Below are 25,428 nucleotides of genomic sequence, written 5' to 3'. Positions count from 1 at the left end.
GAAACGCTTTATGAGAGATTCAAAAATATGGCTATCCTCTCCACACATGGGCGGCACCGAACTCAATTACATTCAAGAAGCCTTTGACACAAATTGGATTGCTCCATTAGGGACAAATATTACCGAATTTGAATATGATTTAGAGAAGTATTTATCTCAAAGTGTCTTTGTAGCAGCATTAAACTCAGCAACGGCGGCCATTCATTTGGGTTTAATTCTCTTGGATGTAAAAGCGGGCGATGTTGTTATTTGCCAATCTATGACATTTGCGGCATCGGCAAATCCCATCTTGTACCAAGGAGCTACTCCAATTTTTATAGATAGTGAACTCGAAACCTGGAATATTTGTCCCATTGCTCTAGAAGCTGCCATTGTGGACTGCATTTACAAAGGGCAAATTCCAAAAGCGATTATCACAGTTCATTTGTATGGAGTACCGTACCAAATAGATGCAATAAGAGCCATTGCCAACAAATATAACATTCCAATTCTGGAAGACAGCGCTGAGGCTTTGGGAAGCAGTTATAAAGGGCAAAAATGCGGCACTTTTGGAGATATCAGTGTTTTTTCATTTAATGGAAATAAAATCATAACCACCTCTGGAGGCGGGGCAATTGTAAGCTCAAACCATCAATTAAAGAAAAAAGCACAATTTTTAGCCTCACAATCTAAGGACGAGGCACCTCATTATCAACACAGCGAAGTCGGGTACAATTACCAAATGAGTAATATTTGTGCTGGGATAGGTCGTGGTCAGATGAAAGTGCTAGAAGAGCATATTGCTTTAAGAAGAGCCATGCATGATTTTTATGTATCCCTTTTTGAAAATATCCCTGGAATTACTGTTTTTTCTACAGCTAACCCCGATTATTTTGCCAATTATTGGCTGACTTCTATACTGGTAAATTCATCTGAAACTAAAAACGGAATTACACGAGAAACCATCCGATTGACATTATTGGATTCTAATATAGAATGCAGACCCTTATGGAAACCCATGCACCTGCAACCTTTATATGAAAACTACCCTTTTTATGGAAATAAAATTGCCGAAACGCTTTTTGAAAACGGACTGAGTTTGCCCTCAGGGTCTAACATAACCGATTCCGACAGAGATCGCATCCGTACTGTTTTATTAAAATTGTTGCGTTAATTGGAATAGAAAATTCGTAACTATTCAGTCTAACAAAAATTTTACACGAATTTCACGAATTAACACGAATTCAGAATTAAAATTGAATCTAATTTCACAAAAAAAACAATTTCACAATGCAATTTGTGCAAATTTGTGTAATTCGTGTCTATTTTTCTTTAAATCCTACGTTAATTTGGTGTAGGCTGAATAGTAACGAAAATTCTAATCTCTACTCTATTCTAAAAAACTGATTATTGGTTATCACTTCTTTGAGAGCCGTTATCTCTTTCAATTTTACTTTTTCCTCAAAAAAAGCAATGTGCTTGCTATGATGCACATCCGATCCTACAAAATCATACATTCCTTTTTGCAGTAATTGTTCTGAAACCTTAGCTACAGCCTCCCCATAATAGCCCACAACTGCCAACAAATTCAGCTGAAAAAGACAGCCAACCCGTTTTAATTTTGCATATTCCTCAAAATTATTGTGGTAAAATAGATACCGCTCCGGATGTGCTAAAACAGGAATATAACCTGCAATTTGCAAATCAAAAAGTATGGTGTACAATTGCATGGGCGCATTGAGATAAGACATTTCGACCAATACATAATTATCTTTCAAAGTCAACAACTCGCCCGCTTGAAAAAGTTTCACAAACTGATCGTCCATCATATATTCTGAAGCCGCACGAAAAGGTATCCTTATGTCATTTTTACCCAGCGAAAGTATCGTTTGATCTTTAAGCAAAAGTATCCCTTCTTTTGTATTGTCCCAAATAGAATGCATGGTATGTGGAGTAGTAATAAACTGTGAAACTCCAAAACCTTGTAGCGCTTGAACCAAACCAAGAGTGTCCTCAAAAGTTCGCGCTCCATCATCAATACCCGGCAATAAATGCGAATGGATATCGACATAATTCGTTGGAATCAAATCCTTTAATACTGGTCTATTTTTTGAAAAGAAAAACAATTGCTTTTATTTAAAATGAATAACAAAGTAAGTGAAATTTAAGTAAATCGTATTAAGAACTTTAAAAAAACAGTAGTGTGTTTTTTTACACGTTTGCATTTGTCTTAAATTTGACTTAATATTGTTTTCCAATTTCAATTCCATAAAAATTCAAAAAAACTTTCCATTCTATGATAACCAAAAGAGTACTTGATGCATTAGAGATACATGAAGGAATTGCTTCTATTTTGAAACAACGCACCGCAAAATCAGATTGGAAAACATTTACACGAACCGTTTTCAATTTAATTGCCAAATATATCAATCAAAATGTTACTAGAACTGTTGTAGAGAATCCCTATTTATTACAAGAGCATCTTTTGTTTGGCGAGCAAAAATTCGAAATGCTCTTAAGCGAATTAAAATTGGATAATTCGGACGATTTGGTAGAATATCTCAAAGCCTTAGAACCAAACAAGCCTTTTAATTGGGTCAGCGGAAAAACGCTGCAAAGTTATTGGTCTGGCGGGAGTCCAAAAGAATTAAAATTGAATGTATTACTTACTTTTTTAGCTGTTCCTATTCAAGAATGGGATGAATGGAAGTATGGAGCAGCCACAATCATCCCTAATGAAAACAGCTCAAAACCAAATGATTTAACAGAGGGCTATTTTAATTTCAGCAAGACAAAAACTGTCAAAGACCATTTTTTAAAATGCATTAGCAAGTATTACCTGGGGAGCTATTTTCTTTATTATTTAAAAAGTGATAAACATGGCAAAGTAGTAAAAGCTCCTTTTATAATCTATGAAGATGAAGAAGGGGAAATCCTTTTTAGAACCATCAATGAAGGCCAGCGATACATCAGTTATCCCGCTCAAAAAATGGCAAATGCCCTTTGTTTTATGGGCAAAAATCTAGATTGGGAAGAAATCAACGAGATGCATCTTATTAACATTGGTATGGAAACCAATCCCGAAGTACTATTTGGGGTTTCTATAACAATGTCTAAATACGGAGGATTTCCTATGGCGCTAAAGAACATCTTGATCCGACAAAGTCATGACATTCATTTTTTGGATGAGGTAAAAGAAAAAGAATTTTACATAGACCATACCGCAGAGAATGAACAAGATGCTTTGGTACTGAACTATTTTAAAAAGCAGGAATCCCAAATTATGTTTGCCGAATTTGGCTGTAGTTTAGCCGATTTTAAGGAAACTTTGAATAATTTGTAATTTAGGTTTAATTGGAAATATTTTAAACATTCAATTTTTTTTGAACCATTAAGAGATTAAGAAAGTTAAGATTTACAGTCTTTCTTAATCTCTTAATGGTTTAAAATATTTGGAAATTAGATTTTAACCCAAATTCCTCATTAGAAATCATTACCATTCTTGATTATTACGGGACAAATGCAATCTTAGATGTCCTCTGGAAACCCTGAAAGGGTAAAATGATTATAGGAATAAGCAATTTCATCGTCCAAAAACCCCGAAGGGGTGGCAATTCCACATCTTAAAAGATTTATAATCAATGTTTTATTTTTAACACAATAAGGATTAAAAACAATTTCACCCCTTCAGGGTTTTCTCAGCGACGTTATATATTTTTCTATAATCATTACACCCCTGTCGGGGTTTTGATGGGTGATACCAATTGTATTTGTTAATCTAATAATCCCAAAAGTTTAATAATTTACAGGATATTAATCAATGCAATTTCCTTAAGAATTTAATCGTCTCCTGTTTGTCAAAACAAACCTTGAGAAAACGACATTGGGATACTAATTATAATTTTTATTCATCATGAAGTCTAATGCGGAATTTAGTTATTCTATTTTAGTCCAAAAGTTTTGGTATAATGCCGTGGTATTACCCCAAAAAAAATAACCTCGAAAGCAAAAACTTCCGAGGTTAACCAAAAATACCAAAATATCAACTTTTACAAAAGACAATAAGCCTTTTTGAGTATTGATAAACTCTGACTAATAAAAAAAAACAAATTGTATTAAAATGAATATCTTCCTTCAAATCCAAAAGTAATCGGTCTGTTTACAGTGTAACGGGGTCTGCTCGTTAAATCACCACTAAAAGCATTTGGAGATCCTAAATTAGCAAAAGTATTGGTTAGATTATTTCCGTAAATGGAGAGATCGTATTTTTTGATTTGCAATCCAACCCTTGCATTTACTACGCTAAATGAACCATATACTTTATTCACATCAATTTCTGGGGCAAAAGAACCGTATCTTTTATCCATGTATTGGTAACTTGCAGTAGCATACAATTGCTTGTTATTAGACAATTCTTTATTAAAATCTAAAGAAACATTTGCTGAATTTGGGGCTGTATTCAAAATTTCATCCCCTTTTTGAGCTCCCAATGTTGGTACATCCTCACTTAATTCGGCATTAAGATATCCGTACCCTCCAGAAATGTCTAATTCTTTTATGATTTTTGCTCTAAGTTCTATTTCGTACCCGTACGATCTTGCGTTACCAACATTACTGATAAAAGAATAGCCAGAATTAAGTGCTTTTGATTGTTGTAAATTTTGCCAATCATTGTAGAAAACCGCAACATTGGTAATCAATTTACCATTTGCCCAAGCCCCTTTAAATCCAGTTTCATAACTCCATAAATAATCCGATTCATAATTAGCAGGTTGTTTCCCATCAGCAAATCCCAATTCTATTAATTGACCACTACTTAAATAGTTATTTACAATGTCGTTTACACCTCCAAGACGAAAACCTTTGGCAGCATTAGCATACACTAATTTATTATTAGAAATTTCGTAGGTTAAGTTAAACTTAGGAATGACATTTTTCTCTTTGCTTGTCCCTTGCACCACCGTTTTGCTAGATTGATAATCGGGAGTTCCATCAGGATTTACAGTAACACCGTCATAAACGGTATATCCCCAGTCATAAACATCTTTCGTAGTTTTTGCATCAAAATAACGAAGACCTACTGTGGCTTTCAATTTTGGAGTGAATTTATAGTACAGTTCACAAAAAACAGCAACTTCCGAATTAATGTCTGTCCCAAAATAGTTGTAAATAGGCACGGTTTGTTTTATATTTTGTCTATTGGCTTCATCATAATTTCCCCATTGCGCGGCACTAATGTAACTTATATAGCCTTTCCCATTTTCTTGAGCAAGCCAATCTGCAGTATTATCCTCCTTAGAATAGTAGGCTCCTGCTGTAAATTCGAATTTATTCTTGAAATTAGATTGAAATCTAACTTCCTGATTAAATTGTTTATTTTGAACTTCTCTAGACATATAATACGCCCACATATTGTATTTACCCGCCGAAGGATTCCATATTTGATCCCAGAAACTAAATAATCGCAAAGTGATTTCGCCTGAATCTTCTTTTTCTAAAATATTTCTATTCATATAAGAAGTACTAGAAATAAATGAACCATAATCGGTTTCAACTTTTGCAGTCAAACTATAAAACTGCCATTTATCTGTAAATGACTCTGGAATCCCAGAAGCTCTTATTTGATTCCAATTTCCTTGAGACTGAAAAGAACCCGTTTCACTTTCGGCAAAATCATACCCTCCCCCTTTTATGTTTTGAGTAATCACTTTTGGAATAATACTAATTTTATCCGTTGGGAAATAACCCAAACTGGCCGTAAAACCATACTGATTTACATTACCAACATTTTGCTTGTCCTTTGTTAAACAAATATCACAACCATCTGTATTAATATCGATACTGTTGGTTCCGTCTGTAACTGTTACAATAGGGTTTTTATTTTGAACAACGGCTAATGGGTTCAGTTTCGTTTCAAAAATACCGGATTGGTAATCATAAAAACCTCCTACTCTTAAAGCTAATTTTGAACTTAATGGAACATTTGCAATTCCTTGAAAACTATAATCCTGTCCCCCTTCTTTTACCGTTGAAACATTTGCAATTAATGATCCACTCGTTTTTTTTACAGAAGGCTGATTGGTTATTGTCTTTATAGCTCCACCCATATTACGGGCACCATACAGTGTTCCTTGAGGGCCGCGCAAAACTTCTACACGAGCAACATCCATTAGTCTAATATTAATATTGGTGGGTAACGGAGTGTCGTCAAGATACATCGCTGTTGTATTAGCGCCTGATATTCCACGAATGGCTACATTCGAACTCGCTCTACCAGAGTTCCCGTCACCCGATGGATTGAACTGTATGTTTGGTATTCCAATAGCATAGTCTTTAAACTCTTCGGCTCCAGAACGAGCTAATTTAGTAGGCGAAAGTGTCGTTATTGACATCGCTACTTTTTGAGAAGATTGAGCTCTTTTGTTGGCCGTAACTACCACATCTTTTAAGACACTATTATCAATTTCCAAATCAACAAAAAGTGAACTGGTATTTTCGTTTACAACCACAGTTTTCGTTTTTGAACCCATATAACTAAATACAAGCGTCCAAGGAAAAGCTTTAGCATTAGAGATTGTAAATTCACCTGAGAAACCAGAAATAGTTCCGGCTTTATCACCTTGAATTAAAATAGTAACACCAGATAAAGGGATATTATTATTTTTATCAATCACTTTCCCCTTTACCGTATTTTGTGCAAAAGCGCCGAATCCTATTAATGTACATAACACAAATAAAATTCTTTTTAGATATTCTTTTTTCATTTTAATTAAGTGGTTTGGTTAGTTAATTTAAATAATTATAAATCAAATGTATTTGAGTCAAATGAATATTAAAATGAGTCAATTTTAATTATCCAACAATATTTTTAAACCGCTGATTTACAGCATTTAAAAATCAATAAAAAATCATAAAAATCCAGTTAAGTCAAACGTGGTCAAACAGGTCAAAACTTAGTCTAAATATCTAAAAATTAGTTAGTTACAAAACAAAAATACACTTGTTTTTTGTAAAATAAAATATATCTTTGAAAAAATAAATCCTAAAAAAGAATCCTTTTTCGGGACAAATTACACTCCAATAAAGATATAATATGTGTACCAATTCAATTTCTAAATTAAGAGTTATAGTGCTAATAATGGGGTTTATAATACCTATTTCTTTGCAGGCACAACACAGCCACTTTACACCTGCTGATCATACCCATAGCGATGATCCCAGAGGGACTCTTGAGATGGATTGGAAATTGCCAAACATTACCAAAGTAGTCACGGCGACTTGGGGATTTTCGTTTGGAATAGAATCGTATCCCCGAAAAGGAATGCCCATTCAAACCCTAGTAGATGGCAAAATTTGCCAAACAGGAAGTTACTTTTCTTTTGATGTAGATGATGCCTTTATATATGATGTAGATGAAGATATTACGCTTACCCTATTAATGAGAGACAAAGGATGCGAAAATTTTACCATTGCGTACGATAAAAATGTACAATCTATGGCTCAAGTTTTTGCTACTTCAACACTTATCGGAAATGGTTGGTATGAAGCCAAAGTAGTTCTAGAAAGAGCTCGTTTTGTCAATAGTGGCCATGCCGGAACCGATTTTACAATTACTGCAATTGGTGCTGATGCTTTCAATTTAAAAATGGACGATACCCATACGCTTACTATTAGCAATATTATCATTACAAGAGATAAGAAAGTGGCAACTGCTAAACCCAAAGGAAAATTAAAAGTAACCACGGCTGACGAAAACGGAAAAATAGTACCCGCAAGAATCGGAATATATGCCTTAGAAAATAACTGGATGCCTTTACCCTCAAATAAAGCCATTGGATTCGATTATTTTTCAGATAAAAAAAATGAATTATTCTTACGATCACAGGGATGGAGACCTGATTATTGGCCTTCGGAAAACAGGCATTTTTTCTATACTGATGGAAATTATACTGCCAATTTACCCATCGGAAAATATAAAATGATTATTAGTAAAGGCCCTGAATATCTAATATCCGAAACCGAGTTTGAGATAACGCAAAAAGAGAACACCGATTTGAAAATTCCTTTAAAGCGATGGATTAACATGCCCGAAAACAACTGGTATTCTGGAGATGCACACATTCATTTTCAACGTACAAAAAAAATCAACCAATCACTTAACCAAATCATGCAAGCCGAAGATGTTCATGTTTCTAATATTTTAGAAATGGGAAATCCTGGAGGAACACACTTTCATCAATATGCGTATGGAAAAGAAGGACAATATATTAATGGAGACCACGCTTTGGTTTCTGGAGTAGAAGATCCAAGAACCGTACATCATGGTCATACTATCGCTTTGAATATTACCAAAAATCTACACAATAGAGACGACTATTTTTTATATCACAAAGTATTGGCGGCCTACAAAAAGCAAGGGGGTACAACGGGTTATGCACACGTGGATAGAGATTGGTTTAACGATGAAGGCGGTTTGGCTTTGGATGTGCCTTTGGGAGTCATAGACTTTTTAGAAATCATGCAATATGGCGAAATGCAAACGCATCTTTGGTATCATTTTTTAAGTTTAGGTTATAAATTATTACCTATTGCAGGTTCTGATTTTCCGTATTTAGACCATCCGGGTTCGGTAAGAAGCTATGTCAAAATTGATGGCGCATTTACTCCTGAGAACTGGTTTAAAGGATTTAAAGCGGGAAACACTTTTGTAACCAATGGGCCGATGCTATCGTTCTCGGTCAATGATATGCCGATGGGCGCTACCCTAGAACTCAAAAAAGGGGACGTTATTCATGTAAAAGCAGAAGTCAAAAATGACATACAAATTGATACGCTAGACTGTTTAGAATTAGTAATCAATGGCGAAGTGGTCAAAAAAGTAAAAGCCACAAATGGAGCAAACACAATTACTTTAGAATACAAACAAACCATAGAAAAAGGATCGTGGATGGCTGTTCGAGCTTCCGGAAAAGACCGAGCATTGGCGCACTCAGCTGCTACGTATGTACATATAGACGCGTCTGGACATCTTCAAAAAAACATACTGAAAGAAACCGTACAAGAGCAAATCGGATACCTAGAAACCTTACGCGATAATAATCTAAAGGAAGTATTGGAAATTGAATACCACGAAGCCGCTCCCGGAATAAATGAATTGTGGCTCAAACATAAAGACGAAATGAACGACCGAATCAATGAAGCCATTAAAATATACAAAGATTTATTAGAAAATAATCAACCTTAAAACCAACCACTTAACAAATAAAAACCTTTAAATTATAAACCATGTCAAAAGTAAACATCGGGATTGCACAAATATCCTGTTCAAAAGTAGTAGAAGAAAACATAAAAAAAATAGATGCTAAAATCTATGAATTGGCCAAAAATGGTGCGCAAATTATTTGTTTGCAAGAATTATACAAATCCTTATATTTTTGCGACGTTGAAGATTATGCCAATTTTGATTATGCCGAAACTATTCCGGGAGAAACCACTGAAAAATACTCCGTAATCGCCAAAGAATTAAATGTAGTTTTGGTATTGTCTTTGTTTGAGAAAGCCGCACCAGGCCTTTATTACAATACAACCGTTGTGATCGATGCAGATGGAAGCTACTTAGGAAAATACAGAAAAAACCATATTCCTGATGACCCAGGATATTATGAAAAATTTTATTTTGCTCCCGGAGATACCGGATATAAAGTATTTAAAACTAAATTCGCCACCATTGGAGTTCTTATCTGCTGGGATCAATGGTATCCGGAAGCGGCGAGAATTACAGCCATGATGGGGGCCGAAATTTTATTTTACCCAACCGCTATTGGATGGCATCATGAATTAGACGAGGAAACAAACAAAGAGCAATTTAATGCTTGGCAAACCATTCAAAAATCGCATTCGGTGGCTAATGGTGTAAATGTTGTGAGTATTAACCGTATAGGAATCGAAGGAAACACGAAATTCTGGGGAGGTTCATTTATAACCAACCAATATGGATCGGTTTTGTACCAAGCACCTCATGAAGGCGAAGTTTCACATGTTCAAGAACTAGATTTAGCAAAATCCGAGTTTTACCGTCAAAGATGGCCGTTTTTCCGTGACCGAAGAATTGATACTTATGAGCCCATTAAGAGACGATTTATTGGCAATAATCAAGAGTAAATTCAACTTTTTAAGGCTAAAATAAACAGCATTAATTTTTAACCATATAAGAAATATAAGGTCATTTAAGCTAGGATAAAGAAAGCAATACTTATATGCCCTTATCTTTCTTATATGGTAAATCTTTTTACAACGGTAGTTTTATTTATTAGCTATTTAAAAGGAATGTAAATTAAAAATGCTTTTATTATAGAATTAAGTACTTTATACGAATCAAGGGTTCAAAATGTGCCGTTAGGCACTAAATATTGGTAGAAAAATAATTCCATCAGCATTTTTGTTCCGTTAGGGACTAAACAATCCCTTTTCATGTCTAATACTGTAAAAATGTATAGTCCCTACGGGACATTGAGCACATTGAGAATTTAATTCTCTACCAATATTTAGTGCCTAACGGCACAAAAAATAGATTTTCAACTCTTGATTCGCATACTTTTTAACAAAATAAATTAAACCAAATATCATGAAATTAAAAAATGTGATTTACTTCATTTTACTTTTAACTGTAATTTTCATTGTCTTTTCTTGCAGTGCAGAAAAAGAAATAGCTGATACCGTTTTTGTAAATGCAAAAGTATATACCAAAGACGGGCATTTTGATCAAGCCATCGCGATCAAAGAAGACAAAATCATTTTTACTGGAACTGATGCTGCTGCCAAAGAGTATATCGGAAAAGAAACGAAAGTTAAAGATTTAAGCGGAAGACTGGTATTACCCGGTTTTCACGATGTACACATGCACCCATTGGAAGCTTTTACTGATGCAATTGGCAATTTTTTCTTTACCGAAGGAATTACCAATCCAGATCAATATCTAACAGAATTAAAAGCAAATGTGCCTCCTGTAAATTCAAATGGATGGAGAATGGCTTTTGGTCATAGTGTTGAAATTTTAATGAAATCAAAAGTAGAACCTCGATTGATTTTAGATCAAATTTCTCCCGTAGAGCCTATGTTTTGTTGGGAATATACCTCTCATTCGTGTTGGGTAAATTCGGCTGGCCTAAAATTATTGGGCTTTACAGCACAATCAACAGATCCTGTAGGTGGCTATATCATGAAAAATGCCAAAGGAGAACCTAACGGAATTTTATTGGATAATGCTGGGGATATTGCTCTTCAAACAGCGATTGCAATCAATCCCACTATCGAAAAAATGAACTATGATGGTTTAGTAAACATTGGACTTCCGCTAATTGCAAAAAACGGAATAACTTCTTTTTGTGAAGCGAGGACGTATTGGAAACAAAACTTTATTGAAACTTGGGCAGCCATCAAGAAAAACAATCTCTTGACAGCAAGAGTAATGCTTACGCCATGGATATATCCTGGCGATACTGACCAAAGCACTATAGAAAACATGAAAAAAATGTATGACAAAGGAGATGATTTAATGCGTATTAATGAAATCAAATTGTACAGTGATGGACTTACTTTTAATACTACCGCAGCACTGAAAGAGCCATATACAAAAGACTTAGGTTTCACTTTTGGTCACAAAGGTTTGAATTATATTGATGAGAAAAGAATGACTCATTTTATAACCGAATTAGAAAAAGTAGGCTACGATTTTCATGTTCATGCCATAGGAGACAGAGCGATCAGTGAAACTTTAAATGCCATTGAAGGCGCTCGAAAAACAAACGGAGATCTTGGTGCAAGACATCGAATTACACATCTTGAAATAGTGGATCCTAAAGACATTCCCCGCTTCAAAAAATTGAATACCATTGCAGATATGCAAGTGGTAGGAGAATTTGCTCAGCCGAATCATTGGCATGAAAATGACGAATTTATTGGAAAAGAAAGATCAAATGTGCAAATTCCGCTTCGATCGATTTGGGATACTGGAGCTAAAGTAACCTTAAGTAGTGATTATGATGTGAGCTCCTTAAATCCGCTGGACGGGATTCAAAATGCAGTAACGAGAAAACCACAAGCATTGCCAAATGTAGAAGAAGCTGTAAAATGCTATACGATCAATGCTGCTTATGTAATGCGACAAGAAGACAAAACGGGTTCATTAGAGGTTGGAAAATATGCTGATCTTATCATTTTGGACAGGGATATTTTTACCATTCCAGTAAATACCATTAGCAAAGCAAAAGTAGAATTGACCTTGCTTGGCGGAAAAGAAGTCTATGTTTCTCTAACATTTAATTCCGCAATTGATACGAAAATCAATCCAACAGCTTCTAGTATTGTTTATCCTACTGAAGATATTGACGATGAATTTCATATTAAATTCAACAACAAAAATCCAGATACCGTTACAGTTACAATCAAAGATGCAAATGAAAAATTGGTAAGTTCAATACAATTTAAGCATTCTGGAAAAATAATGAACAAAAACATTGACGTTTCAAAATTGAAAGAAGGAAAGTATAAAGTAACAATTGCAGCTACTAATAACTATTCAAAAACGGAATCCATAACGATCAAAAGAGTCACGGGTTTACATGAGTTTTAAAGATTTTAAAAAGCCCAAAAATTCAAAGCTATGAAAAGCATAATGATTTTTGGGCTTAATCTTTTCAAATAAAAAAGCTGCCAAAACCCCATAATAGGATCCTGACAGCAAAAAAAAAAATATTAAACTTAAGTATCTATTCAGGTTATAGTTTTCAGTCGCAGTCGCAGTTTTCAGAATTGACCGTAAACAATATAATTCACTTTCTTAACAATATTTTTAAAAATGGGAGTTTGTTTTAGAACTATTTTAAAACCCAAACCCTTTTTGGGCTGAAAACTGAAAACTGAGACTGAAAACTAGCAGAATAGTTACAACTTAAAATGTATAAGTGGCGGCAACTAGAGCGTATGAATTTACCCCTTTGAATGCTCCATCCTTATCTTCAAAAATGTCATTTGAAGCAGAGTCAATTCTAAATTCTGGTATAATCGTTAAGTTTCCGACTTTATAATTTAAAGATAATGTATTCCCAATTATAGAAGATCCAGCTATGGCTCCTACTGAAGCGGCAGCCTCCTTTGTATCCATGTATTCTAATCTATACGCTAACAAAAGAGAAGGACTGAATGTATAAGTCGGATACAACACTAATGAAAACCATTCCCCATCTAAGTCTCCATCTATATTATTGTTGGTCACAGCATACGTTCCGTTGAATCCAATTGCGAATTTATCTCCCAGCTTTTTTGTTCCCACAAAATCAAACTGTGTTTTATCCTCATCCGAAGGTGCAATAACATCACCATTGCCATCTCTTATCGGACTTCCATTAGAAGCACCTGTTGACACATTAAAATAAGCACTTCCTGTTTCTCCCACATAAGCAACTTGTCCTATAAAAGTTTTTGCATCAGTACTAGTTTCCATAGCCGATTTAAAATCAGTAGGATTCGTAACCCCAGCCATAAAACTGAATTTACCCGAAGTATACTGTGCTTTTACCCCAGTATTAAAGAATGGTCCGTAAGTAAAAGCATAAGACATACTGTAGTTTTTGTTATCTACCGCATCTAGCAACTCATACCCAATGTGGGTTCCAAATGTACCGGCAGTAACTTTAAAGCTATCTGAGATGTCGTAGGTAAATGTCAATTGTTTAATCATAAATGAATATTGATTATCATTATAAGTAAACTCTTTGGCTCTAGCTCCAAACCCTAAATCCACAAAAACGGAAGCTTTTTTCCATTTATGAGAGGCTTCAAGGGAAACCATTCCTAATTCAAATGAGTTATCCGTATTGGTGAAACTGGTATAGCCATTTGGAACGCCCGAAAAATCATATTTATAATACGCATCTGCCGATCCTGCAAATATGGTTGCTGGAGACCCTGCTGATTCTTGCGCAAATGTCATACTTGTCGTTAGTATCAATACTATAATCGCTATTCCTTTCTTCATGTTATATTGTTTTTGGTTAGTAGTTTAATTGCTTAAAAAAAAATGGTTTTGGTTATTTATTGGCGTGAAATTATTAACTTTTGATTACCAAAAAGACTTTTTTTAAAATTTATGAGAAGAATTATCAATATCCAAAAATCATCGGGAAATAATATGTATTTCCCGTTTTTCTACAACTATTTTACAAATTCAATAATCAACATTTTACTAAACAACCCCAATAATTTTAATAGCACAATTGAATCTAAACTAAAAATAAGCAACAATACCCCCTAATAATTTTACTTTAAAAAATCATACCTGTTTAAAAATAGGGGTATTTAAATTTATTACTATTTTTAAAAACAAATAAATTCGAAAAATAAATTCTTTGACTTACACCTCAGAAATAAAGCATCCTTCACCAAAATCCGAAAAACACATTACACTTACTTTTCATTGGAACAAAAAAAATCCCTAAACTCATCATTGAAATGAATTTAAGGATTCTAAAAAAAAAATACAACTATTTAGTAAAGACTACTCCACTAAGTTTTATCACAGATACAATTTCAAATTGATTGTTTGAAATTAAATAAAAGCTTTGGATTCGAACTATTTGATAGTAAAAGTAACACCACCAGAAATAAAATTATGGATTAATTCATCATCTTTATTTACATACCCTAATTCATTATAAGTATATCTAACGAAAACAGGAATACTGAATTTTTCCGAGAATTTGATATCTTTGGATACATTCAAACCAACGTTTGTAAATGCAAAACCTGCATTACCGTCGGCATCTGTACCGTAATACCCTCCATTGATAACCACAGCACCAACAAATGGTCTAAAATCAACACCAATTTTTTCTATTGAATGTGTATATCCAACTTCCGCATAAGAAGAAAAAGCTCTATTTCCATCAGCATCGTAATCATTCCCTCCCACAATGGTATTCCACTGAAAATCTAAAGGCACTCCTTTGTCTGAAAAATCAAACAACAATGACAAATCCAAAGTTTGAGCCGATCCTTCTGAATAGTTGAAATAAGAATCTCTGGATTTAGCACTATCCTCCTCATGAGCTTTTTTAGTTGCAGGCCAATAATAATCACTCAACATAACTTTCATAATTGGCATAACTTGATAGGATACATACCAATCAAATTCATTATAGGCATCTGCTGCATTAGAAAAATTGGTTGTTCCCCAAACTCCTACTGTCAATTTTTCCGTAAAAGCATAGGAAGCATAGGGCTGAAATGCTACTTTATTACTAGTGTATTTTATTCCTCTCCATAAATAAGGAGCTACAACATCAACTCCAGCAGCAAACTTGCTTTCTTTTTCCGTTGATTCTTGAGCTTTCGCATCTGTTGGGGTATCTTGTGAAAATGTTAAACTACTCGTTAACATTAAAGCTAAAACTACTACTGCTTTCTTCATCTTAATTTGGTTTTTGGTTTTGGTTTTTTGGTTTTTGGTTAAATTTAGCACTGAATTTAAGATACATAAGCCCAGTAAAGACAACTAGACTTAAATGAACTCATACTCCTTTTTATATGTCTTGAATTTTATTCTTAGCTATTACAATTAAGCCGAAATAACTACTCAATAATCACTGATTTCATATTCATAAATTCTTTGATTCCTATCTCGGATAATTCTCTTCCATAGCCCGATTTTTTGGTTCCCCCAAAAGGAATTCTAGAATCTGATCGCACCAAGGAATTGACAAAAACATTCCCTGCTTCGATTCTTCTGGCCAATGCGTAAGCGCGTTCTCTGTCTTCTGTCCAAATAGCAGAAGCCAAACCATATCGATGATTGTTGGCAATCGCAATGGCCTCATTCTCGTCTTTGGCTCTTATAATAGTCGCCAATGGCCCGAAGGTTTCTTCCTGAAATGCGATATTATTGGTATCTACAAAATCAATTAATGTGGGTTGAAAATTACAATGATCGCGCTCTCCTCCTACTACCATTTTGGCCCCTTGTTTTAAGGAATGTTCCAATTGATAGCTTAATTTTTCGGCCAAATCGATTCTCGCCAAAGGCCCCATGTGAATTCCGTTTTGCAATGGATTCCCCTGTTGCAACGCTCCTACTTTATTGGCAAAAAGAGCAGCAAACTCATCAGCCACTTTTTCGGTAACGATAAAACGTTTGGCACAAATACAGGCCTGACCTGCATTGAGCATTCTGGATTGTGTTGCTACCGTTGCGGCTTTTTCTAGATCGGCATCATTCAAAACGATAAAAGCATCTGATCCGCCCAACTCCATTACCGATTTTTTGATGTGCTTTCCAGCCAATGCTGCAACCGAAGATCCTGCCATTTCACTACCCGTCAAGGTAATTCCATGTACAATATCAGCCGCTATTACACTTTCTACTTGTGGAATATCAATGTTGATTTGCTGAAAAACACCTTCTGGAAAACCAGCTTCTAAAAATGCATTTTCGATGGCTTTGGCACAACCAATTACATTTGGAGCGTGTTTTAAAAGCGTCACATTTCCCGCCATAATTGCCGGTGCCGCATAACGTAAGACTTGCCAAAAAGGATAGTTCCAAGGCATAATTGCGAAAACAGCACCTGATGGATCGTAAACCGACATGCTTTTGAAAGGCGTATCATAATACTCATCTTTCAGCATTTTCTCCGCATTTTCCGCATAGAAATCACAGTTTCCTGCCGATTTTTCGACTTCGGCAATTCCTTCGGAAAGAATTTTACCCATTTCATTGCTAATAAGCAATCCCAGTTCCTCTTTGTTGGCTCTTAGGATGTCTGCCAACTTTTTCATTTTATCGGCTCTTTCCTGAAAAGTCGTCGTACGCCAGTTCTTGAAAGCCGATTCCGATAATTGCAGTTTTTGAGTCAATTGAGCATTGGTTAATACTTCATGCTCTGCCAGTACTGCTTGTGTAAACGGATTTATAGATTTGAATATCATTTTTTATAGATTTTATTTAACCCTGTCAGGGTTTTGAACCCTGACAGGGTTAACCAAGGAATTTAGATTAATGATGCTCGCTTAATTTTGTATTTGGATCTAAAGGCCAATACATTAAAACCGAACAATTTCCGCTTCGTGGATCGTCTAAATAATCGAATAAAGGCTCGACTAGAATAAATCCGCATTTGGTTTGAGCCGTAACCGTTGGGTCAACGATTTCGCCTTTTATTAATTTATCACAATACTCTGCAATGGTCATTTGGTCTTTTACTTTGTCATAACCAATTGGCATTCCTGCGGTCATCTGTCCCAAACATCCTAATTGCCTGGCTACTTCGTGACGTGCATTATAAATTTCTCTACCAATTCCTTTTCCTTGATAATCGGGATGAACAGAAACATCCAGTCCATAAATCCAATCCGCTTTCGGATCGTGAGTCCCCAACCATAAATCATCTGAAATCTCCAAAAAAGTATGATGTCCTTTATGATAATTTTGACGCAAAGTCGTGCAAGAAGCAATTACATTATCTCCATCCAACACTATAAATTGCCCTTCAGGAAAAATCTCCAAGTGTCTTTTGTATTTTTCTTCCGTAATTAATTCCTCCGCAGACAAGGTTGGAAATACAATTTCCTGTAATTCGGCTTGTCGTTTTGCATGTTCTGGTAAAGGTGTTTGTAAAATGTATTTACCTAAAATTTCTTTTTCCATGTTTCTTAATTTTATTGAATGCTGATGAAATAGGGTTTCAATCTTAAAATCTTAAATCGTTAATCTTCAATCAAAAATCATTAGCACATATTCCCGTAACTGATTAATTTCATTTCTAAATATTCTTTCAATCCTTCAGACCCTGATTCGTGTCCGATACCACTGCTTTTTATTCCAACGAAAGGTAATTCTGTTCCATGCGCTGCCCATTCGTTGATTCCAACCATTCCGAATTCTAGGTTTTCGGCATAAACATTCGCGTTTTTAATGTGATTGGTAAAAACGTAAGAAGCCAACCCATATTCGGTATCGTTTGCCCATTCTATAACCTCCTCTTGGGTATCAAAAGGAATAACAATCATCAATGGACCAAATACTTCCGTTTTGATAAATGCTTGGTTTTGTCTAGCCTCAATCAACGCAGGATGCACAAAAAATCCTTTATCCGATTTTTCTCCACCAATATGAACGATTGCTCCCTCACTTTTGGCTTTTTCGAGCATAGTCAAAGAATGGTTTTGCTGGGTTTTATTGATCAGTGGTCCAACAAAATCGATGTTACCACCATTTATGCCTGTTTTTAGTTTAGCAATATCCTCTTTTACAATGGCAACAAATTGATTGAAAATACTGGAATGGACATAAAAACGCTGTGGCGCAACACAAACCTGTCCACAATTTCTTAATTTGGCAACCAAAGCCTGATGAGCAATAGCCTCTACATCAACATCTTTATCAATAATCACAGGTGCATTTCCTCCTAATTCCAATGATAATTTGGTCGAAGTTTTAGAAGCACCATCCATCAATATTTTTCCAACTCGAGTACTTCCCGTAAAACTTATTTTTTTCAGTAAAGGATTTTCAATCATTTCAGTCCCTGTAGAAACGGGTTCAGTATTAATTAAATTGAAAACTCCTTTTGGGATTCCAGCTTCATGAAAGGCTTTCGCCAAATTAAAACTGGTCAAAGGGGTAAATTCAGACCCTCTTAAAACTACACTACAACCGGCTGCCAATGCTGCTCCTACTGCTCTTGCTGGATTATACGCTGGGAAATTCCAAGCTGTAATAATTCCAATAACACCCAAAGGTTGATAAATAACCATCGAACGTTTGTCAATTCTACTAGAAGGAATTACTCTTCCGTAACTGCGTTTACCTTCTTCGGCATACCATTCGAAAAGATTGGCAGAAACTTGCCATTCCCCTCTCGCTTCTAGCATGGGTTTTCCGGTTTCTAAAGCTGTTTCTTTGGCAAAAGCTTCCGCATTTTCTCTAATGTATGTAGCTGCTTTTTTTAGAAACTCCGCTCTAAAATAAGGAGTTGTATTTTTCCAACCCTTGAAAGCCGCATCTGCTGCATCAATAGCCAACTTGCAATCGGACGCATTTCCGAAAGGAACTTTATCCAAAATCTCTTCCGTTGATGGACTTTGTAAATCCCAAGTCGCTCCGTCTATTGCATCACACCAAACTCCATTTATATATTGCTTTCTCATAATCTGTAACCTTTTAAAGAGAACATTTATTTAATAATTTATCGAGGTTTATTCACTCTTTTATAATTTCTAGAATTATCTGGCCACAACTCTAAATTGCCTCCAGCTTTAAGTCAATGTCATTAAAAAAAATGAAAGTTTATACCTAACAGGTTAAAAGAAACCTGTTAGGAAACGACCATCCTAACAGGTTTCTTTTAACCTGTTAGATATTATGCCATTAAAAATCAACTTAAGACAAAACCTCTTTTATAGTTTCTTCCAAAATCATCAATCCTTTGTGCAAAACTTCGTCTTCAATAAACAACGGACTTAGAATTCTAATGCAATTCCCGTATGTTCCAGAAGTGATAACAATTAAACCTTTAGCCAAACATTTGTCGACAATCGCTTTTGTGGCAACACCGTCTGGAATACCAGTTTCAGGATTTGTGAATTCGATCGCCAACATCGCTCCTAATCCACGTACATCTGTAATGGTTTTAGGATACAAGGATTGCCAGTGTTTGAATTTATCATGAACAATTTTGCCGACTTTTTGACCCGCAGCATTAATGTCATTTTTTTGCATATAATTGATACTCGCCAACGAAGCCACACAACTCAATGGCCCGCCCAAATAGGTTCCTCCAATAAGTCCTGGTTTTATGGCATCCATGATTTCCTGCTTACCAATTACGGCACCAATCGGCATTCCGCCACCCATTGATTTTGCCCAAGTAGACAAATCTGGTGTGACATCATAATGCTCATAGGCTGCCCATTTTCCGGTACGACCAAAACCCGATTGTACCTCATCAAAAATCAGACAGATATTATTTTCAGTACAAAACTTGCGTAAATATTGAACGTATTTTTTGGAAGCAACCGTAAAACCACCTTCTCCCTGAACCAATTCTAAAATAATGGCAGCCGTTTGATTGACTGAAACTGTTGAAGAAAAAGTTTTATGTAACTTCATAATCATCAAATCATCAAACTCATCCGAAGTCATTCTAGAGCTCATACTAGGTTTGTAGTACGGATATTCCAATCGATACACCTCGGGTGCGTAAGGCCCTGCTCCTTCTTTGTATTTTACGTTTGAAGTTAATGTCATTGCCATCATAGTACGACCATGAAAAGAACCATCATAACAAATAATACCCGCTTTTCCCGTTACGGCACGAGCAATTTTGATGGCATTCTCCACAGATTCAGCACCCGAAAGTGTCAGCATAGCTTTGGTACCTTCGCCATGTGGCAACAACTCACATAATTTTTCTGTAAGATCTAAATATTGATCATAAACCGAAACATTAAAGGATGCATGAATAAATTTTTCGGCTTGTTTTTGAATCGCTTCAATAATTTCAGGTACACCATGGCCTACATTATTTACTCCAATTCCACCCGCAAAATCAATCAACTCTCTACCATCGGCATCAGTGATTATGGCACCTTTGGCTGATTGAATACTAGAGGGATTAAAAATTCCTAAAGCGTTTGGAACACTTTTCTTTCTTCTTTCGTATAATTTGTCTGTACTATTCATTTTGCTTACTTGATAATTTTGCCAACTCTAAATCGGGTTGAGCGAATTTGTAAATTTTCATATACATATTTGTTTTGGTATCAAAAACACCTTCCAAAACATGGATTTTATCTCCTATTAATTCATTCAGATGTTCCATATCACGACACATAACATTGGCTTCTATATCAAAATCTCCTGAAACCGATGCCAAGAAACTGATTTCTGGCAAACTCGCCAGTTGTTCGAATATGGTGTTCATAAATGTTTTTGGCTTGACCGAAATCAAAATACTGGCATAGGCATTAAACCCAATTTTATTTGGATCAATTCTTCCTATTATTTTTAAAGTTCCATCTTCAACCAAGTTGATGTAACGGTGCCTGATGGTACTAACAGCAACATTAATCTCTTTCGAAATTTCAGTAAATGACATTCTACCGTCTTTTTGCAATAATGTCAAAATTTGGAAATCTAATTCATCGTCTAATACACTCATCTCTAGCTTGTTTTTTATAAAATTTTATAACAAGTCAAATGTAATTAATTTATTTACAATAAAAAACGATTATTTTGTTTTATTTTCAAAAAACAAAGTTATTTTTTGTATTTTAATTTCCCTTATACTCTTTTATAAAAACCTCACCCCAGCTCTTCTCAATCAATGTCCTCAAATTAAATAAAAATCGAAATAAACTAATACCTAACAGGTTAAAAAAAACCTGTTAGGATAAGCGTTTCCTAACAGGTTTTTTTTAACCTGTTAGGTATATAACTCTTAACTTAATGACATTGACCTCGGCATAGGAAAGTGGAGATCAAAACGGAATAAAAATACTCTTTTTCAAAAAAAATCTATTTTATTCATTTAAAATTGAAATCTAAAATTTCGTGACTAGTCTTTTTTAAATATCAATTTTCCAGCACACCACGTTTCCATAGTTTGCACTTTAGAAACATCATTTAATTCAAAAGGATTTTCATTTAAAACAATAAAATCAGCATATTTCCCAACGGCTAAACTTCCTTTTACGTTTTCTAGATTATCAGCGACAGCACTTCCTACGGTATACCCATACAATGCTTGTTGCAAAGTAATTTTTTGGCTTTCGCCAATGACAGAACCATCAGCGGCTTTTCGAGTAATTGCCGTTTCGATATTGATCCACGGATTAATCTCTTTTACCACCGGTCCATCGGTTGATAAAGCCAAATTGATTCCGTTGTCTAAAACTGTTTTGCACGGATAAACCACATCCAATAATTCATCGGGTAACGTACTCTTGAAATTATTGGCCAGTTCATAAATAAATATAGGTTGCATGGCAGCAGTCATATTCATTCGCTTGAAATCATTTATATTTTCTTGGGATAAAAACCCAACATGCTCAATTCTGTGTCTTAATGTAGGACCGATTTTGAACAAATCACTATAGACTTTCAAAGTCAAATCGACTGCCTGATGACCAATGGCATGCGTCGCCACCGAAAAACCTTTAGCCACCGCTTCTTTGGCAGTTTCATAAAACTTATCGTAATCCAATCGCAAAACTCCTTTGTATCCATCGGTATTTTTATAGGGAACATTCAAAGCCGCTGTAGCCGAACTCAATCCGCCATCCGAGAAGAACTTTACCGTTTTTATTTGTAAAAACTCCGATTCGTATTGTTCCGGCAAAACCTGAATTTCGTCACTACCGTCTGGAATTCGAAGCGGGAAAACATTCATTCTCACTTTTAGCAAACCTGCTGCATCCAATTGAATATAGGCTGCCAGCAGTTCTTCATTGGCTGCAGGATCGGTAGCACTTGTAATTCCGAGGCTTAACAAATAGGAATGCGCTTCCAGAATCATGTTTTTATATTCCTCAAAAGTAAAAGGCGGGATGTTATTCATGATTAAACCCAAAGCTCTTTCGGTAAAAATACCCTGCAAACTGCCATCTTGATTTTTGCGAATTTCTCCTCCAAAAGGTACTTCCGTTACTTCACTCACTCCCGAAATGGCCATCGCTTTAGAATTGGCAATACCAATATGGGCACAGGTTCTAATTACAAAAACGGGTCTGTCTGAAATGATTTCATCCAAATCTTCTTTGGTGGGTAAACGCTTTTCTTCAAGCACCATTTCATTGATACCACGAGCCATAATCCATTCCGAATTTGGATTTTTGGCAGCAAAATCTTTTAGCTTTTGTTTGAATTCCACTATCGATTTTATGCCTCGAACATCTAGCATATACGTGCGAAGATGTCCTATTTTCCAAACGTGAATATGGGCATCATTGAGTCCCGGAATAATTGTCTTTCCTTGAAAATCTATTGTTTCCTGAAAAGGACCAAATTGATTTCGAAGCTCGATTGCTGACCCAATCGCTTCAATTTTTCCTGAATCATTAATCACCATGGAATCCGCTTTTGCAAAAGCATTATCCATAGTAAGGATGTTGGCGTTATGTATTAAAATTAGCGACACTCTTTTCTTTTTAATATTAATTAAAGCTTTTCAAATTCCTAACAGGTTTTAAAAACCTGTTAGGAAATACATTCTAAAATATTTTATCCTCTCTCGTTCAATACATCTTGAATTGCAGTTTCAATTACATCCAATCCTTCGTGTAATTGTTCATCAGTGATTACAATTGGAGGCAAGAAACGAATACAGTTGGTGTACAATCCGGCACGAATTAGAATCACACCATTGGCCACTGATTTTTTGATTACTGCCATGGCAAAATCCATATCTGGTTCTTTGGTAATTCTGTCTTTAACGAATTCAACCACAAGCATCGCTCCAATTCCACGAACTTCCGCTATTACTTCGAATTTTTCTTTCATCGCATTAATCCTGTCGGTAATAATTTTACCTACATGCGTGGCACGATCTAGAAATTCTGGTTTAATCAATTCTTTAACTGTTGCCAAAGCTCCCGCTACTGCAATAGGGCTTCCGCTATACGTTCCTCCAATTCCGCCTAAATGCGGAGCATCCATAATTTCGGCTTTTCCTGTAATGGCAGATATTGGCAAACCTGAACCTATAGATTTTGCCATAGTAACGATATCCGGAACCACTCCAGAGTGCTCGATAGAAAGGAATTTCCCTGTTCTTCCTGCACCTGCTTGAACCTCATCGGCAATGAAAACAATACCGTGTTCATCACACACTTTTCTGATTTTTTCCAAGAAACGTTTCGGCACTGGAATAAATCCACCTTCTCCTTGAACTGGCTCAATGATAATAGCCGCAACAGCTGAAGGATCTACATGTGAAATTAAATTTTGATCAAAACGTTCGATACAAAAATCAATATACTCATCCTCAGTCATAGAATTTGGTCTTCTATACACGTTTGGAGAATGAAAACGGTAAATGTCTTGAGCATAACTACCAAAACCTTTTTTGAACAAACCATATTTACTGGTTAAACTCAACGTAAGCATGGTACGCCCGTGATACGCTCCTTCAAAACAAATTACTGCTGGTCTTTTGGTATAATAACGAGCAATCGCTACTGCATTCTCTACCGCTTCTGAACCCGAATTGGCCAATAATGTTTTCTTAGGATAGTCTCCCGGAGTAATTTTATTCAACAACTCAGCAAATTCTAGATACAATTCAAATGTAGTTACCAAAGCTCCTGGATGAATGTGCTTGTCCAATTGTGCTTTTACGGCATCAACCACCACTTGAGGTCTGTGTCCTAAATTGACCATTCCGATTCCACCTGCAAAATCAATCAATTGATTTCCATCTACATCCCATACCAATGCTCCTTCGGCTTTTTCAACCACCACTTCGGTAGATTTTCCAAGGCCTGCAGGTAAAGCCGCTGCTCTTCTTGCTAACATTTCTTTGCTTATTGGACCTGGAATTTCTGATACTTTTTTAATTTGAGTTCCCATTTTTTATTTTAGATTTATGATTTTAGATTTTAGATTCAATGTGTCCATTAACAACATCAACTCTTTTTAAATTTTAGATTTATTTTGATTCTTTCGCTCTTTTAGATTCTTTAGATTCTTTAACTTTTTTCGCTTTTTTCATTTTCTAAATAATAATTCTCATCGACAGGCCTATACATTAATATACTCCCAAATCCAGATTCCGGATCATTGATATAATTGTATAAAGGTCGAATCCATCGAAAACCAGCATTTCGCTGCGGCGTAATCGTTGGGTCTGTCAATTCATTATTTATTAACGCCTTACAGTATGCTTCAATAGTCATTTGGTCTTTTACTTTCCCATAACCAATGGTCATTCCTGCGATAATTTGTCCTTTCAAACCCAATTCCTTACACACCTCATTTCGTGCTTTGTACATCTCTCTAGAAAGTCCTAACCCTCTATATTCTGGCAAAACACCCATATCTATTCCGTACATCCAATCACCATTTGGTATTTGCACTTTGGTAATCCATAAATTATCTGTTTCTTCCAGGAAAGTACTGTCGTGTTCTGGAAATTTACATCTAAAAGTACTGGCCGAGGCAACAATAACACCTCCCTTTTCTACAACCATTTGCCCTTCTGGAAAAACGGTAATATGATTGGCAAAATGATCTCTATTCAAGATTTCAGACTCATGCAAAGTGGGATAACATCTTGATTGCACATATTCCATCTGAATGGCATCCTCAACTTTTGCATTACGTATTAAAAATGTATCATTCAAAATCTTTTTGTCAATCATACTTTTAGATTTTCAGATTATTAATTTTCTATACTTTTT

Annotated in this window: 17 protein-coding genes; 5 read left to right on the top strand and 12 right to left on the bottom strand. The window is 35.4% G+C overall.

Annotation, left to right across the window (positions count from 1 at the left end; all coding sequences use genetic code 11):
• Positions 1–10 precede the first annotated feature (10 nt).
• Positions 11–1,153 carry a DegT/DnrJ/EryC1/StrS aminotransferase family protein gene (locus FNW52_RS06295; RefSeq protein WP_143376616.1) on the top strand — a complete coding sequence of 381 codons (1,143 nt, stop codon included), beginning with the start codon at positions 11–13 and terminating at the stop codon, positions 1,151–1,153.
• Between the two features lie 211 nt (positions 1,154–1,364).
• Here FNW52_RS06295 and FNW52_RS06290 read toward each other — a convergent pair whose 3' ends face one another.
• The gene (locus FNW52_RS06290; RefSeq protein ID WP_143376615.1) at positions 1,365–2,105 is read right to left on the bottom strand and encodes a tyrosine-protein phosphatase; all 741 of its coding nucleotides are present in this window, start codon (positions 2,103–2,105) and stop codon (positions 1,365–1,367) included.
• Between the two features lie 170 nt (positions 2,106–2,275).
• On the opposite strand from FNW52_RS06290, the gene FNW52_RS06285 reads away from it, so the two are divergent.
• Complete coding sequence (locus FNW52_RS06285; protein WP_143376614.1) at positions 2,276–3,322, top strand: hypothetical protein; 1,047 nt, start codon at positions 2,276–2,278, stop codon at positions 3,320–3,322.
• A 772-nt stretch (positions 3,323–4,094) separates the two neighbouring features.
• Here FNW52_RS06285 and FNW52_RS06280 read toward each other — a convergent pair.
• Positions 4,095–6,743 carry a TonB-dependent receptor gene (locus FNW52_RS06280; RefSeq protein ID WP_143376613.1) on the bottom strand — a complete coding sequence of 883 codons (2,649 nt, stop codon included), beginning with the start codon at positions 6,741–6,743 and terminating at the stop codon, positions 4,095–4,097.
• Positions 6,744–7,072: 329 nt separating this feature from the next.
• Here FNW52_RS06280 and FNW52_RS06275 point away from each other — a divergent pair, with 329 nt between their 5' ends.
• The 3 genes from FNW52_RS06275 to FNW52_RS06265 all read left to right on the top strand — a co-directional run bounded on the left by FNW52_RS06275 (position 7,073) and on the right by FNW52_RS06265 (position 12,610).
• Positions 7,073–9,223, top strand: a complete 2,151-nt coding sequence (locus FNW52_RS06275; RefSeq protein WP_143376612.1) for a CehA/McbA family metallohydrolase — start codon at positions 7,073–7,075, stop codon at positions 9,221–9,223.
• A 41-nt stretch (positions 9,224–9,264) separates the two neighbouring features.
• Complete coding sequence (locus FNW52_RS06270) at positions 9,265–10,140, top strand: carbon-nitrogen hydrolase (protein ID WP_143376611.1); 876 nt, start codon at positions 9,265–9,267, stop codon at positions 10,138–10,140.
• Between the two features lie 463 nt (positions 10,141–10,603).
• Positions 10,604–12,610, top strand: a complete 2,007-nt coding sequence (locus FNW52_RS06265; RefSeq protein WP_143376610.1) for an amidohydrolase family protein — start codon at positions 10,604–10,606, stop codon at positions 12,608–12,610.
• 318 nt (positions 12,611–12,928) lie between these two features.
• Here the strand turns inward: FNW52_RS06265 and FNW52_RS06260 are convergent, their stop codons facing one another.
• The 10 genes from FNW52_RS06260 to FNW52_RS06215 all read right to left on the bottom strand — a co-directional run bounded on the left by FNW52_RS06260 (position 12,929) and on the right by FNW52_RS06215 (position 25,389).
• The gene (locus tag FNW52_RS06260) at positions 12,929–14,014 is read right to left on the bottom strand and encodes an outer membrane beta-barrel protein (protein ID WP_143376609.1); all 1,086 of its coding nucleotides are present in this window, start codon (positions 14,012–14,014) and stop codon (positions 12,929–12,931) included.
• Between the two features lie 594 nt (positions 14,015–14,608).
• On the bottom strand, positions 14,609–15,445 hold the full coding sequence (locus FNW52_RS06255; protein WP_143376608.1) for a TorF family putative porin: 837 nt from the start codon (positions 15,443–15,445) through the stop codon (positions 14,609–14,611).
• Between the two features lie 161 nt (positions 15,446–15,606).
• On the bottom strand, positions 15,607–16,959 hold the full coding sequence (locus FNW52_RS06250; RefSeq protein WP_143376607.1) for an NAD-dependent succinate-semialdehyde dehydrogenase: 1,353 nt from the start codon (positions 16,957–16,959) through the stop codon (positions 15,607–15,609).
• Between the two features lie 67 nt (positions 16,960–17,026).
• Entirely contained in the window at positions 17,027–17,677 is a 651-nt protein-coding gene (locus FNW52_RS06245; protein WP_143376606.1) for a GNAT family N-acetyltransferase, read from the bottom strand.
• An 80-nt stretch (positions 17,678–17,757) separates the two neighbouring features.
• Positions 17,758–19,179: an NAD-dependent succinate-semialdehyde dehydrogenase gene (locus FNW52_RS06240; protein WP_143376605.1), complete on the bottom strand. Its 1,422-nt coding sequence runs from the start codon at positions 19,177–19,179 to the stop codon at positions 17,758–17,760.
• Between the two features lie 232 nt (positions 19,180–19,411).
• On the bottom strand, positions 19,412–20,713 hold the full coding sequence (locus FNW52_RS06235) for an aspartate aminotransferase family protein (protein WP_143376604.1): 1,302 nt from the start codon (positions 20,711–20,713) through the stop codon (positions 19,412–19,414).
• Complete coding sequence (locus FNW52_RS06230) at positions 20,706–21,191, bottom strand: Lrp/AsnC family transcriptional regulator (protein WP_143376603.1); 486 nt, start codon at positions 21,189–21,191, stop codon at positions 20,706–20,708. Before FNW52_RS06230 ends, FNW52_RS06235 begins: the two co-directional genes overlap by 8 nt.
• A gap of 396 nt (positions 21,192–21,587) precedes the next feature.
• Positions 21,588–23,168: an amidohydrolase gene (locus tag FNW52_RS06225; RefSeq protein WP_143376602.1), complete on the bottom strand. Its 1,581-nt coding sequence runs from the start codon at positions 23,166–23,168 to the stop codon at positions 21,588–21,590.
• Positions 23,169–23,251: 83 nt separating this feature from the next.
• The gene (locus FNW52_RS06220) at positions 23,252–24,598 is read right to left on the bottom strand and encodes an aspartate aminotransferase family protein (RefSeq protein ID WP_143376601.1); all 1,347 of its coding nucleotides are present in this window, start codon (positions 24,596–24,598) and stop codon (positions 23,252–23,254) included.
• A 119-nt stretch (positions 24,599–24,717) separates the two neighbouring features.
• Positions 24,718–25,389, bottom strand: a complete 672-nt coding sequence (locus FNW52_RS06215; RefSeq protein WP_143376600.1) for a GNAT family N-acetyltransferase — start codon at positions 25,387–25,389, stop codon at positions 24,718–24,720.
• Positions 25,390–25,428 lie beyond the last annotated feature (39 nt).

Source organism: Flavobacterium sp. ZT3R18, from assembly GCF_007097385.1.
Taxonomy (GTDB): Bacteria; Bacteroidota; Bacteroidia; order Flavobacteriales; family Flavobacteriaceae; genus Flavobacterium.
The sequence above is the reverse complement of the archived record's forward strand: the minus strand, read 5'-3'. Positions and strand labels throughout refer to the sequence as shown.

Bases quoted from the DNA above. Each gene is read 5' to 3' on its own strand.
- FNW52_RS06295 (WP_143376616.1), top strand. From the start codon at position 11: ATGAGAGATTCAAAAATATGGCTATCCTCTCCACACATGGGCGGCACC.
- FNW52_RS06285 (WP_143376614.1), top strand. From the start codon at position 2,276: ATGATAACCAAAAGAGTACTTGATGCATTAGAGATACATGAAGGAATT.
- FNW52_RS06280 (WP_143376613.1), bottom strand. From the start codon at position 6,743: ATGAAAAAAGAATATCTAAAAAGAATTTTATTTGTGTTATGTACATTA.
- FNW52_RS06275 (WP_143376612.1), top strand. From the start codon at position 7,073: ATGTGTACCAATTCAATTTCTAAATTAAGAGTTATAGTGCTAATAATG.
- FNW52_RS06270 (WP_143376611.1), top strand. From the start codon at position 9,265: ATGTCAAAAGTAAACATCGGGATTGCACAAATATCCTGTTCAAAAGTA.
- FNW52_RS06265 (WP_143376610.1), top strand. From the start codon at position 10,604: ATGAAATTAAAAAATGTGATTTACTTCATTTTACTTTTAACTGTAATT.
- FNW52_RS06260 (WP_143376609.1), bottom strand. From the start codon at position 14,014: ATGAAGAAAGGAATAGCGATTATAGTATTGATACTAACGACAAGTATG.
- FNW52_RS06255 (WP_143376608.1), bottom strand. From the start codon at position 15,445: ATGAAGAAAGCAGTAGTAGTTTTAGCTTTAATGTTAACGAGTAGTTTA.
- FNW52_RS06250 (WP_143376607.1), bottom strand. From the start codon at position 16,959: ATGATATTCAAATCTATAAATCCGTTTACACAAGCAGTACTGGCAGAG.
- FNW52_RS06245 (WP_143376606.1), bottom strand. From the start codon at position 17,677: ATGGAAAAAGAAATTTTAGGTAAATACATTTTACAAACACCTTTACCA.
- FNW52_RS06240 (WP_143376605.1), bottom strand. From the start codon at position 19,179: ATGAGAAAGCAATATATAAATGGAGTTTGGTGTGATGCAATAGACGGA.
- FNW52_RS06235 (WP_143376604.1), bottom strand. From the start codon at position 20,713: ATGAATAGTACAGACAAATTATACGAAAGAAGAAAGAAAAGTGTTCCA.
- FNW52_RS06230 (WP_143376603.1), bottom strand. From the start codon at position 21,191: ATGAGTGTATTAGACGATGAATTAGATTTCCAAATTTTGACATTATTG.
- FNW52_RS06220 (WP_143376601.1), bottom strand. From the start codon at position 24,598: ATGGGAACTCAAATTAAAAAAGTATCAGAAATTCCAGGTCCAATAAGC.
- FNW52_RS06215 (WP_143376600.1), bottom strand. From the start codon at position 25,389: ATGATTGACAAAAAGATTTTGAATGATACATTTTTAATACGTAATGCA.